We start from the raw sequence: 12,769 nt of genomic DNA on the forward strand, positions 1-12,769 counted from the left end.
GCGGCCATGCAGGAAAGCAGGCATGAAGAAACCGACCGGCAACAACCGCATTGTTGCGGACAAGCGCCAATTCCCCGAGCAAGCGCCCAAACAAAAGCCCCCCCGCAAGCCGAAGAAATCGCGGCGTAAAGGCGGCGGTGTCGGCAGTGCGGTTTCGGGCGGCATCGTCGGGCTGATCTCGCTGGTCTGGCGGGTGATCTGGGGCTCGATCTGGCGTTTGGGCCTGACCGTCGCGCTCATCCTTTTGGCCGCGACCTTCTATTTCTACTCGACCCTGCCCGAGGCTTCGGCGCTGTTTGACGGCCGCGCGCGCGGCTCCGTCACGATGCTCGACACCGACGGACGCGTCTATGCCTGGCGCGGCGAGACCTTCGGCATGGTCAGCGCGGACCAGATCGCACCCGCGCTGAAGAACGCCGTGGTCGCGACCGAGGACAAGCGTTTCTACATGCATCTCGGCGTCGACCCGCAGGGTATCGCCAGCGCGATCAAGATCAACCTCGCGCAGGGACGCGGCGCGCTTTCGGGCAACGGCGGCTCGACCATCACGCAACAGGTCTCGAAGCTGCTCTGCCTTGGCGAATCCTTCGATCCGATCAAGTGGAAATCGGAAACCGAATACGAGGCGGAATGCCGCAAATCCTCGATCTGGCGCAAGATCAAGGAAGTGCCCTATTCGCTCGCGATGGAGGCGAAATACTCCAAGGACGAGATCCTCAACATCTATATGAACCGCTCCTATCTTGGTGCGGGCGCGCGCGGTTTCGAGGCCGCCAGCCAGCGCTATTTCGACAAGCCCGCCAAAGACGTCACCCCCTCCGAGGCGGCGATGCTGGCCGGTCTGCTCAAGGCGCCGAGCTATTTCGCCCCCACCGCCGACCTGCAACGCTCGCAGGATCGCGCTTCGGTGATTCTCGATCTGATGCACGAGCAGAAATATCTCGACGATGCGGCCTATCAGCAGGCCAAAGCAAATCCGGCGGTTCTGTCGCGCGCGGCCTCGGCCCGTGCGGGCGGCTATTTCGCCGATTGGGTGATGGAATCGGGGCCGGGCTTCCTGACCTCGGAAACGACCGAGGATGTCACCATCCAGACCACCTTCGACCAGCGCGTGCAGCGCGCGGCCGAGCGGGCACTGAACCGGATCCTCGACGAAAAGGTCGCCAAAGGCTCCAAGGTGCAGGCCGCCGTGGTGGTGATGTCGGCAGATGGTGCGGTCCGTGCCATGATCGGCGGCCGCGAAGGCGGTGTGTCGGGCGTTTTCAACCGCGCGACCCAAGCCAAACGTCAGACCGGATCGAGCTTCAAGCCCTTCGTCTTTGCTGCCGCGCTTGATCAGGGTTACCGCCCCAACGACATGGTTCTCGATGCGCCGCTGACGATCAATGTGCGCGGATCGGGCCCGTGGTCGCCGCAGAACTACACCCGCAAATACCGCGGCGAAGTGACCCTGACGACGGCGCTGGCCCAATCGCTCAACACCGCGACCATCCGCCTGCAGGAGATCGCCGGCCGCGATGCCGTGCGCCGCGTGGCCGAGGATTTCGGGATTGCAAGCACGCTGGCCAGCGGCCCGTCGCTGGGTCTGGGCGTGTCGGAATCGACGCTGCTTGAGGTTACGGGCGCCTATGCGGGCATCCGCAACGGCGGTTCGGCCGTGCGCCCCTACGGCCTGATCGAGCTGCGCATCAAGGGCGACGACCAGCCGCTGATCGGTCAGGCGGGGGGCATCGGCACCCGCGTGATCTCGCAGAACTCGGCGGGCGAGCTGATCGAGATGATGAAGGCCGTGATCCAGAACGGCACCGGCGGGCGCGCCAAGCTTGCGGGCCGCGAGGCTGCCGGCAAGACCGGCACCACCTCGAGCTACCGCGATGCCTGGTTCATCGGCTTCACCGAGCAATATGTGACCGGCGTCTGGATGGGCTATGACGACAACACCCCGCTCAAGGGCGTGACCGGTGGCGGTCTTCCGGCCGAGATCTGGCAGGCCGTCATGACCGAGATCCACGACGGTCTTCCGGCCGAACCGCTTGGCGGCTGGGCCCCCGACACTGACCGTGCCGTGCCGCAGGTGATCAATGCGGGCGGCTCGGACGGCAGCGCCGATCCGCTGGCTGCCGCCCTTTCCGAGGCGCTCGGCCAGCCCAATCCCTCGGCAGGCAGCGAAAGAACTGGCACCTCGGATATCGGCACCGTTCCGAACGAGATCCCGCAAGAGGGCGAGGGCATGGCCCCGCGCTTCGAGGGCAGTACCATTTCCTCCGAAGCGCCCTTTGATCAGGGTGCGGGCTTTGGCGAGGCCGGAAACGGTGCGGATCTGGAAATGACGCCCGAAGGCTTCGCCGACAATGGCGGCGGCGAACAGATGGGCGCGCCACCCGAAGACGATGCGCTCAGTCGCGCGCTTCGCGGGATCGAGGGCGTCTATTAGGCCCCCTCCCCGGCAAAGAATGAAAAAGGCGGGCCAGCATTCACGCTTGGCCCGCCTTTTTCATTCCTGAACCGTGATTGCGCCGAACGGGGCGCGTCAGCCGGCCTGCTGCAGATCCGCCGTCAAAGCCGCGATATCGCCTTTGCGGCGCGCCAGCATCGCAGCGATCTCGGTCCGCTCGGTCGCGAGCATATTGATGCCCTCGATGATGATGTTGAAATAGCGCACCGAGCCGGACTTGTCCGAGACATGCCATTCGACCTGCATCGGCGCGCGGCCGTTGAGATAGGCGACCGAATTGACCGCATAGAAGCTTTTGACCGCTTTCGCGCCCTGCACCTCGATTTTCGAGCCGATGAATTCGCGGAAGCGCTTGCCGTATTTGCGGCCGATATAGCCTTGGAACGCGGTCTTGTAGGCGGCGAATTCCTGCGCCCCGACCTGACGTGCCGCCGGACCGAGCGCCGAGCGCGCGATCACGTCGACATCGGCGTAGCGCGCGAAAATCACCTCGAATTCGGCGAGCATCTGAGGCAACGGCTTGCCCGAATTGATCACGGTATAGACCTCGTCGACCGAGGTCTGGATCATCGCCTGCGCCTGATCGGCACTCAGCGCAAGGGCGGGTCGCGCCGCGAGCGGGCTGAGTGCGACCAGCGTGGCCGCGCCAACCAGCCCGAGAAAACCGCGACGGGTCTCATTCGGCATAAGGGTCAATTGCCTCTCCCTCTTCTCCAAGTTCGTGCCGGCGGTGCTGCAAATAGATCAGCCGGGTCTGCGCATAACTATCAGCACTTCCGTAAAGAACGGAATCGACAGTATCGCCGAAACGCGCCCGTTGACCGACTTTTGATGCGGCGCGGGCACCAAGATCGATCAGATATTCGTCGCGGTTGAGCCACTGCCGCATCGGATCGATCCCGAGATCGACCATCTTGCCGAAAGCGTCGCGCTCGGTCGAAGGACCGATCAGCGGCAGCTCCAGATAGGCGCCTTCGGGGACGCCCCAGACCGCGAGCGTCTCGCCGAAGTCGGTGTCGTTTTCGGGCAAGGCGAAATCCGCGGTCGCCGGATCAAGGAAACCGCCCAGACCAAGGGTCGTATTCACGAAGAAACGGAAGGTATTCTTGATCGCGGGCTCGGGCTTTCCCTGCAAAAGATGGTTCACGACCTTGCCCGGCAGCGACAGGTTCGAGCCGAAATTGCCGACGCCCTGCAAGGCGAGGCTTCCAATCCCTGGCTTGTCATCTGGGGATTTCGCTGGCTTTTCGCTGCCGAAACCCGAGGTCACCGGCTTGACGACATTGGAATCGAGACCCGCGTTGAACGCATGGAAACGCCGGTTCATCCCCTCATAGGGGTCGTTGATCGCGTCGGGCCCCGGGGCGCCGGAGCAGGCAGAAAGGGCGAGAACCGCAAAAATGGTGTGGCGCAAGGATTTGCTAACCTCCGGTTGCTAGAATGAAGGAAGTCGCGTGCGAATCACACATAAAACAGGCTGTTGCCCAATTCGGCTATGGGATAGAGCTATGGGCAATTCTGGGCAAGGCTGCCCATGGTGGGTAAGGGGCAGATCGGCATGGCTACGCCGCCTATGCGTTTCGACGGTAATCAGGAACTGCGCGACGCGCGCGGCTTGACCTGGCACCTTTTTCTTTTCGTCGGGCTTTTCTCGGCAGCGGTCAATCTGCTGATGCTGACGGGTCCGCTGTTCATGCTGCAGGTCTATGACCGCGTCCTCGCCAGCCGCTCGGTCGAGACGCTGACGGCACTGTTCATTCTGGTCATCTTCCTTTTCGTGCTGATGGGCGTCCTTGATCTGGTGCGCAGCCGCATCATGTCGCGCGTCGCCGCCCGCTTTCAGGAGCGGATGGAGGGACGGGTTTTCGCAGCCGCCCTGCAGGACGGCGCGGTAATCGGCAATGACGCGGCGACGCGCGGCGGCATGCGCGACCTCGATTCGGTGCAGCGCCTGATCAGCTCGCCGGTCCTGATGGCGCTCTTCGATCTTCCTTGGGCTCCCTTCTTTCTCGCGGCGGTTTTCCTGTTTCACCCGCTGCTCGGCGCGGTCGCCTCTTTCGGGCTTTTCGTGCTGATCGTCGCGACGCTCCTTAACCAGGTGATGAGCAAAGCCCCGCTCCAGAACTCCAACGTGGCCTCGCAGGTCTCCGAGCGGATGTCGGACATGTTCCGCCAGGAGGGCGAGATCATCGGCGCTCTCGGCATGCGCGGCGCGGCCTTCTACCGCTGGCAGGAGGCGCGCGATGTCGCCACCGAAGCCACGATGATCGGCAACGACCGCGCCTCGACCTTCTCGGTCTTCTCGCGCACCTTCCGGCTGTTTTTGCAAAGCGCGCTGCTTGCCGCCGGCGCATGGCTGGTCCTGCGCCAGGAGGTGACGCCGGGGGCCATGATCGCCTCGTCGATCCTGATGGGCCGCGCCCTTTCCCCGATCGAACAGGTCGTCGGCGGATGGCCGATGGTCCAGCGCGCACAGGACGGCTGGAAGCGGCTGACCGGCCTGTTGACGCGCCGGCCGCCGACCCTGCCGCGCACGCCCCTGCCCCGCCCCGAGGCGCGGCTCGAGGTAAACCAGCTCTCCGTCGTCCCGCCGGGCCAGAACGTTCCGACCCTGCGCGGCGTCAGCTTTGCGATGAACCCCGGTCAGGCGCTTGGCGTAATCGGCCCCTCCGGCTCGGGCAAGTCGACGCTCGCCCGCGCCGTAATCGGGGCTTGGCAGGCGGCCAGCGGCTCGATCCGGCTCGGCGGCGCGACGCTCGATCAATACGAGCCGGATGTGCTGGGCAAGCTCATCGGCTATCTGCCGCAGCAGGTCACCCTGTTCGACGGCACGATCGCCGAGAACATCGCGCGCCTTTCGCCGACGCCCGATCCCAAACGTGTGGTTGCGGCGGCGCAGGCGGCGGCGGCGCACCAGATGATCCTCGATCTGCCGCAGGGCTACGACACGCCGGTCGCCCAAGCCGGAGGCCGCCTTTCCGGCGGCCAGATCCAGCGCATCGGCCTCGCCCGCGCGCTTTACGACGATCCGGTGCTCTTCGTTCTCGACGAGCCGAACTCGAACCTCGACAACGAGGGCTCCGAGGCGCTCAACATCGCCATCCGCACCATCAAGGCCCGTGGTGGTGCCGTCATCATCATGGCCCACCGCCCCGCCGCCATCGCCGAATGCGAACTTTTGCTGGTCGTCGAGCAGGGCATGCGCCGCGCGTTCGGCCCGCGTGACGAGGTCCTGCGCTCCATGGTCAAAAATGCCGAGCAAATCAGCCAGGCCCAAGGAAAAGGCGGAGGCGTGGCATGAGCAACGACCCCAACCAAACCGGCATTGCGCCGGTCGAAAAGCTGCCGACGCTGACCGGCAACCGCGCGCTGGCCGAAAAGGGACTGCGCGCACAGCGCGTCGCGGATGATGCGCCCCCGTCCCTGCCGCCCCGCCGCGCCCCCGAGGATCGCTGGTCGGCGCGTGGCGCGATCATCACCGGCTTCGTCTGTCTGGCGCTCTTGTTCGGCGGCTTCGGCGTCTGGGCCTGGAGCGCACGCATCGCGGGCGCCGTCGTGGCCTCGGGTCAGGTCGAGGTCGAGCAGCGCCGTCAGGTCGTCCAGCATCCCGATGGCGGCGTCGTGGCCGAAATCCTCGTGAGCGAGGGAGAGACCGTCACCGCGGGACAACCGTTGATCCTGCTCGACGGCACCATGGCCGAAACCGAACTGGCCATCGTCGAGGGGCAGTATTTCGAAATGCTCGCCCGTCGCGGCAGGCTCGAGGCGGAGCGCGCCGATCTCGACGTGATTACCTTCCCCCCCGAACTGGTCGAAAGTGCCAAAACCAACGCTGTTCTGGCTACGCTGATGGCCGGACAGGAAAACCTGTTCCGCGCCCGCAAAGATACGCTGACCCAGACCTTAGGCCAGCTCACCAAGCAATCCGAGCAGGTCACCTCGCAAATCTCCGGCATTGACGCCCAGATGGAGGCGCTGAAAACACAGGCGGGCTTCATTCAGGAAGAGCTGGGCAACCAGCGCTCGCTCCTGGACAAGGGGCTGGCGCAGGCCTCGCGGGTCCTTGCGCTCGAACGTGAAACCGCAAGACTGAACGGCCAGATGGGCGAGATCACCGCCTCGCGCGCGCAATCGGTCACCAAGCTGACCGAAATCGACCTGCTTGCCCTTGAACGTACTGCCGAGCGTCGCCAGACCGCCGAAACCGAACTTCGCGACATCGGCTACCGCGAACTGGAGCTGGTCGAACGCCGCCGCGGCTTGCAGGAGCAGATCTCGCGTCTCGATATCCGTGCACCGGTTTCCGGCATCATTCAGGAACTGGTTGTAACCACGCCACGCTCGGTGATCCGCCCTGCCGAGCCGATCCTTTATATCATCCCGCAGGATCGCCCGTTGGTGATCAGCGCCAAAGTCGCCACGATCAACATCGACGAAATCGTGCCGGGTCAGGAAGTCGTTCTGCGCTTCTCGGCCTTCTCGTCGCGTACCACGCCGGAAATCGACGGGATCCTGAGCCGCATTTCGCCCGATATCCTGATCGACGAAGCCACCCGTGCGCCCTATTACCACGCCGAAGTCACGATCCCGCCGGAGCAGATCAAGAAGCTCGGCGAGCAGAGCCTCGTGCCCGGCATGCCGGTCGAGGTCTATATCCAGACCGGAGAGCGCAGTCCGCTGGCCTATCTGCTCAAACCGCTGAGCGACTACTTCACCCGCGCCTTCCGCGAGGGGTAACCGCTCGCCACCGCGGTGCGCGTTCACGGATGCGGCCGCGGCAAGCGACAACAAAAAGAAAGGCCCGCAGCATTGTCGCTGCGGGCCTTTCTTTTCGTCAAAACCGTCGCGGCTTACATCGCTGCAAGCTGCGCCAAAGCCGCGCGGGTGCGGTTAATGTCGTCATCAAGCGCCGCGAGCTTCTCGCGGGTTTCCTCGATCACTTCGGCTTCGGCATTCTCGACAAATTTGGGGTTGCCGAGACGGTTGCGCAGACCATTGGCATCCTTCTCGACTTTGCCGACAGCCTTTTCGAGACGCGCGATTTCCGCTTTCACATCAATCACATCGCCAACCGGCAGCGCGAAGCTTGCGCCCTGCACGCCGACCGAAATCATGCCCTGCGCCATCGCGCCATCGGCAATCGTCTCGATCCGCGCCATGCGTTCGATCAACGGGCCGTTGGCCGCCAGAGCCTGACGCGCGGCCTCGTCGGCCTCGGTCACGACCAGAGCCAGTTTCGCACCGGCCGGAACGCCGATCTGGGCACGGACCGAGCGGATCGCTTCGATCAGCGAAATCACCCAGTTCATCTGGCGATCAGCCTCGGCATCGATCGCTTCGGCACCGATTTCGGGCCAAGCGCCATGAACCAGCATGCCCGAACGCTCGCCGGTCAGCGACCAAAGCTCTTCGGTGACGAAGGGCATGATCGGATGCAGCATGGTGAAGCATTGATCCAGAACCCAGCCCATCGTGGCGCGGGTTTCCTCGGCATGCTCACCGTCGAACAGCGGCTTGGCGAATTCGACATACCAGTCGCAGACCTTGCCCCAGACGAAAGCGTAAAGGATCTGGGCGGTATCGTTGAAACGGTAGCTCGACAAAGCCTCGTCAAAGGCCAGACGGGTGCGGGCGACCTCGCCCACGATCCAGCGGTTGACCGTATGCGCGGGATCGGGCTTGGCACCACCGCCACGCACGCCGTTCATCTCGGCAAAACGGGTCGCGTTCCAGATCTTGGTCACGAAGTTGCGGTTGGCCTCGACATGTTTCGGGCCGAGCTTGGGATCGCGCCCCATCGCCGCCATCGAGGTCAGCGTGAAGCGCAAAGCATCCGCGCCGAAATCGTCGATCAGGGTCAGCGGGTCGATGACGTTGCCTTTCGACTTCGACATTTTCGCGCCTTTTTCATCGCGCACCAGACCGTGGACATAGACGGTATGGAAGGGCACTTCGCCCACGACCGCCAGCTGCATCATCATCATGCGGGCGACCCAGAAGAAGATGATGTCGAAACCTGTGACCAGCACGTCGGTCGGGAAATATTTGCGCAGCTCTTCGGTATCCTCGGGCCAGCCAAGCGTGCCGATCGGCCAGAGACCCGAGCTGAACCAGGTGTCGAGAACGTCGGGATCGCGCCAGACCGGATAGACCAGCTGGGTCGGGTCCTGCGTCAGATTGTACTGGGCGAGACCTGCCGAGAAAGCATCCTCGGCCGCTTCGCGGTCGGCCACCTCGATCACGCGGGCGATTTGCAGCGGATGGGGAAGACCCGCAATATCGTCGCGGAATTTCGCGACCACATCGGCGAAACCGGCCGCCGCGTGGTGCCGCTCTCCGCCCTGAACCAGACCGTCGGCCAGAAGCTCGAAGATCTCGACTTCGTCCAGCGCATCATCGCCTTCGTCATCCTTGAAGCCGGCGGCGCTCATGTCGAAACCGTACCAGACCGGAATCTGGTGGCCCCACCACAGCTGGCGCGAGATCGTCCAGGGCTCGATGTTCTCGAGCCAGTGGAAATAGACCTTTTCGTGCTGTTCGGGCAGGATTTTCGTCTCGCCCGAGCGCACGGCATCCAGTGCCGGACCCACGATTTTCGCGGTATCGACGAACCACTGGTCGGTCAGCATCGGCTCGATCACCACGCCCGAACGATCACCGAAGGGCTGCATGATCGGCTTGGCTTCGACCAGAGGACGACGCTCGAGATGCTCGGCGCCCGTCTCCTTTTCGATCTCCTTGTGCAGATAGGTGACCGCGAGACCCTCGGCGGTGATTGCCTCGATCACCCGTTCGCGGGCCTCGTAACGGTCAAGGCCGCGCAGCTCTTCGGGAACGAGGTTCACGCTGGAGACGTCACCCACATCCTCGCCACGCGCCGCGCGGCTCGCCACTTCTGCGCTTTCGGCATAGCTCAGACCATCCGTGCGCATCGCGCCTTTGGTGTCGAGCAGCGCGTAAAGCGGGATATTGTTGCGCTGCGCAACGCCATAGTCGTTGAAGTCATGCGCGCCGGTGATCTTCACCGCGCCCGAGCCGAAATCGGGATCGGGATATTCGTCGGTGATGATCGGGATCAGGCGGCGCATTTCCTTGGGCCCGACCGGAATTTCGACCAGTTTGCCGACGATCGGCGCATAACGCGCATCACCCGGATGCACCGCAACCGCGCCGTCGCCCAGCATGGTTTCAGGACGGGTCGTTGCGATCGAGATGTAGTCGCGCGTCTCGCGCAGGGTGACGTTTCCGTCCTCGTCGCGCTCGATATATTCATAGGTCGCACCGCCCGCGAGCGGGTATTTGAAGTGCCACATATGGCCGGGCACTTCGCGGTTCTCGACCTCGAGATCCGAAATCGCGGTTTCGAAATGGGGGTCCCAGTTGACCAGACGCTTGCCGCGATAGATCAGGCCCTTGTCGTACATGTCGACGAAGACCTTGATCACGGCGTCATGGAAATTGCCCTCTTCGCCCGCAGGCGCACCCGGCGCGCCGGACATGGTGAAAGCATTGCGCGACCAGTCGCAGGACGCGCCAAGGCGTTTGAGCTGATTGATGATCGTGCCGCCGGATTCCTGCTTCCAGGCCCAGATCTTCTCGACAAAGGCCTCGCGCCCGATCTCGCGGCGGTTCGGTTCCTGACGCTCGGCCATCTGGCGCTCGACCACCATCTGGGTCGCGATGCCGGCATGATCCTGCCCCGGCTGCCAAAGCGTGTCGAAGCCGCGCATCCGGTGCCAGCGCACCAGAATATCCTGCAGCGTATTGTTCAAGGCGTGGCCGATATGGAGGCTACCGGTCACGTTTGGCGGCGGGATGACGACCGAAAACGTCTCGGCCCCCGGCTTGGCATTGGCGCCGGCCGCAAAGGCCTTGCGCTCTTCCCACTCTGTCGCGATCCGCGCCTCGGCGGTCGTGGCGTCGAAACTTTTGTCCATGCTCATCGGTCAATCACCCGTAAAACTTGCGGATGAAATAGCGAAAACCACCGCAAAGGCCAAGCCCGCATGATGAAAAGGCGGCGCGGGTTAACCCTTCCTTAACTCCGCGCGACTATCACAGGGGTGCTTCCAACGGGGATCATCCGATGAATATGTTTCAGGCTGTCAGCGCGTGCTTTTCACAATTTGCGACCTTTTCGGGCCGGGCACGGCGGGCGGAATACTGGTGGTTCTTCCTGTTCAACGTGCTCGCCGCCTCAATTCTCGCAGCCGTGAGCGAAACGCTTTCTGGCGTCTTCAGCCTCGTTACTCTGCTTCCGACACTCGCGGTCTCGGTGCGCCGGCTCCATGACATCGACCGCAGCGGATGGTGGCTTTTGCTGGTGATTTTGCCGCTGATCGGCCCGATCGTCTTGCTGGTCTGGTCCCTCACCAGAGGTACGGCCGGCATCAACAATTTCGGCGATGATCCGAAGCTGCCGCAAAACGACCCGGGCTCGCTGGTCTCGGCGGAGTAAAGCTGCGCGGCGTCCTCGTGCCGCGCAGCCGGTTGGTGGTTATTCGACCTGTCCGGCCGGAGCTCAGACCGCTTCCAGCAGCGATTCGCCACCAGAGATCTCGCAGGCGCCGGGGCTTTCCTCGAGATGGAGAACCTCGACCACGCCGTCTTTGACCAGCATGGCATAGCGCTTGGAACGGCCCAAAAGACCCGCGGCAGCCGCATCGAAATCCATGCCGATCGCCTTGGTGAAGGAACCGTCGGCATCGGCAAGAACCTCGATCCCCGCTTTGTCGGCGCCGGTCGCTTTGGCCCAGGCATCGGCAACAAAGGGGTCATTGACGGTGATGCAGTAAATCCGGCTCACGCCCTTGGCGCGGAAGGCATCCGCCGTGCGCACGAAGCTCGGCATATGGGCTTGCGAGCAGGTCGGGGTGAAAGCGCCCGGCACCGCGAAAATCGCGACATGACCCGCGCCGATTGCGCTGACGGCGATCTTTTCGGGGCCGTTTCCGCCCAATTTGATCAGCTCGCCCGCGGGAAGCTTGTCTCCGGTAGTGATTGCCATGCTGTTTCTCCGTGAATTGCATCGCCTGCGCCGCGACTATAGGGTCTGCCGCGCATATGGGCCAGCGAGGCAAAATGGAAATCGTAATCCTGGGAGCGGGGCAGGCAGCTGCCTCGATGGCGGCGAAACTGCGGGCATCGGGTCATGACGGCCCGATCACGATCGTGGGCGAGGAAACCGCGCCGCCCTATCAGCGTCCGCCGCTGAGCAAAGCCTATCTCCTGGGCGATATGGCGCTCGACCGCCTGACGCTTCGCGGCTCCGACTGGTGGGACGAACAAAGGATCACGCTCCGTTTGGGCGAGAAAGCGCGGGCGATCGATCCGGCCCGCAAAATCGTCACGACGTCGAAGGGCGAAATCGCCTATGACATGCTTGCCCTGACGCTCGGTGCGACGCCCCGCCGTCTGCCTGCCGATATCGGCGGCGAGCTGCAAGGCACCTTCACCATCCGCAATCTCGCCGATGTCGACCACCTCGTGGACGAGCTGACCCCGGGCCGCAAACTCGTGGTCATCGGCGGCGGCTATATCGGCCTCGAGGCCGCAGCCGTCGCGCGCAAAATCGGGCTCGAGGTGACCTTGGTCGAAGCCGCGCCCCGCATTCTCGGCCGCGTCGCCGCCGAGGAAACCGCGTCGATGATCCGCGATCTCCACCATGCCCATGGCGTGACCGTCATCGAAGGCACGGGCCTTGCCCGCATCACCGGAACCGGCCGCGCCACCGGCGTCGAGCTGGTGGACGGACGCGTGATCCCGGCCGATCTGGTGATCTGCGGCATCGGCGTCACGCCCGACAGCCAGCTTGCGGCTGACGCCGGCCTGAGCATCGACAACGGCATCGCGACCAATGCCTTCGGCCAGACCTCGGACCCCGCGATCTGGGCCGCGGGCGATTGCGCGAGCTTCCCGCTCGAGGGCGACCGGCTGCGTCTCGAAAGCGTCGGAAATGCCATCGACATGGCCGAAAACGTCGCAGTCAACATGCTCGGCGCGACCCAAGCCTACCAACCGAAACCCTGGTTCTGGTCGGACCAGTTCGAGGCGAAACTGCAAATCGCGGGCCTCAATTCCGGCTACGACCGCACCATCCTGCGGCAGGGCGAGACCGCCCATTCCGGCAGCGTCTGGTACTACCGCGGCGCGCAGCTTCTGGCCGTCGACGCGCTCAACGACGCCCGTGCCTATATGGTCGGCAAACGTCTTGTCGACGCCGGCCGCTCGCCCGCGCCCGAGGCCGTTGCCAGCGCCACCGATCTCAAGGCGCTTCTGAAATGAGCCACGCACTGACCGAAATACCTTCGGGGG

Annotated in this window: 9 protein-coding genes; 5 read left to right on the forward strand and 4 right to left on the reverse strand. The window is 63.9% G+C overall.

Features of this window, described 5'->3' with window-relative positions; genetic code table 11:
- The first annotated feature begins 22 nt into the window (after nucleotides 1-22).
- Nucleotides 23-2,434 carry a transglycosylase domain-containing protein gene (locus ACFFUC_RS00245; RefSeq protein ID WP_377682441.1) on the forward strand — a complete coding sequence of 804 codons (2,412 nt, stop codon included), beginning with the start codon at nucleotides 23-25 and terminating at the stop codon, nucleotides 2,432-2,434.
- A gap of 96 nt (nucleotides 2,435-2,530) precedes the next feature.
- Here the strand turns inward: ACFFUC_RS00245 and ACFFUC_RS00250 are convergent, their stop codons facing one another.
- Both ACFFUC_RS00250 and ACFFUC_RS00255 read right to left on the reverse strand, forming a co-directional pair.
- A complete protein-coding gene (locus tag ACFFUC_RS00250; protein ID WP_377683579.1) occupies nucleotides 2,531-3,142 on the reverse strand; it encodes an MlaC/ttg2D family ABC transporter substrate-binding protein in 612 nt (203 codons plus the stop codon).
- A complete protein-coding gene (locus ACFFUC_RS00255; RefSeq protein ID WP_377682443.1) occupies nucleotides 3,132-3,869 on the reverse strand; it encodes an MlaA family lipoprotein in 738 nt (245 codons plus the stop codon). The genes ACFFUC_RS00250 and ACFFUC_RS00255 overlap by 11 nt, the downstream gene beginning before the upstream one ends.
- Before the next feature lie 144 nt (nucleotides 3,870-4,013).
- Here ACFFUC_RS00255 and ACFFUC_RS00260 point away from each other — a divergent pair, with 144 nt between their 5' ends.
- Together ACFFUC_RS00260 and ACFFUC_RS00265 are read left to right on the forward strand one after the other, a co-directional pair.
- A complete protein-coding gene (locus tag ACFFUC_RS00260) occupies nucleotides 4,014-5,756 on the forward strand; it encodes a type I secretion system permease/ATPase (protein WP_377682445.1) in 1,743 nt (580 codons plus the stop codon).
- A complete protein-coding gene (locus ACFFUC_RS00265; RefSeq protein ID WP_377682447.1) occupies nucleotides 5,753-7,192 on the forward strand; it encodes an HlyD family type I secretion periplasmic adaptor subunit in 1,440 nt (479 codons plus the stop codon). The genes ACFFUC_RS00260 and ACFFUC_RS00265 overlap by 4 nt, the downstream gene beginning before the upstream one ends.
- Nucleotides 7,193-7,305: 113 nt before the next feature.
- Here ACFFUC_RS00265 and ACFFUC_RS00270 read toward each other — a convergent pair whose 3' ends face one another.
- The gene (locus ACFFUC_RS00270) at nucleotides 7,306-10,398 is read right to left on the reverse strand and encodes a valine--tRNA ligase (protein WP_377682449.1); all 3,093 of its coding nucleotides are present in this window, start codon (nucleotides 10,396-10,398) and stop codon (nucleotides 7,306-7,308) included.
- Nucleotides 10,399-10,541: 143 nt separating this feature from the next.
- Between ACFFUC_RS00270 and ACFFUC_RS00275 the strand changes: the two genes are divergently transcribed.
- Nucleotides 10,542-10,913, forward strand: a complete 372-nt coding sequence (locus tag ACFFUC_RS00275) for a DUF805 domain-containing protein (RefSeq protein WP_377682451.1) — start codon at nucleotides 10,542-10,544, stop codon at nucleotides 10,911-10,913.
- A gap of 63 nt (nucleotides 10,914-10,976) precedes the next feature.
- On the opposite strand, the gene ACFFUC_RS00280 is transcribed toward ACFFUC_RS00275, so the two are convergent.
- Nucleotides 10,977-11,462, reverse strand: a complete 486-nt coding sequence (locus tag ACFFUC_RS00280) for a peroxiredoxin (RefSeq protein WP_377682453.1) — start codon at nucleotides 11,460-11,462, stop codon at nucleotides 10,977-10,979.
- 74 nt (nucleotides 11,463-11,536) lie between these two features.
- Here ACFFUC_RS00280 and ACFFUC_RS00285 point away from each other — a divergent pair, with 74 nt between their 5' ends.
- Nucleotides 11,537-12,739: an NAD(P)/FAD-dependent oxidoreductase gene (locus ACFFUC_RS00285; protein ID WP_377682455.1), complete on the forward strand. Its 1,203-nt coding sequence runs from the start codon at nucleotides 11,537-11,539 to the stop codon at nucleotides 12,737-12,739.
- Nucleotides 12,740-12,769 lie beyond the last annotated feature (30 nt).

The sequence above is a fragment of the Paracoccus cavernae genome (assembly GCF_042430175.1).
Lineage (GTDB): Bacteria > Pseudomonadota > Alphaproteobacteria > Rhodobacterales > Rhodobacteraceae > Paracoccus > Paracoccus cavernae.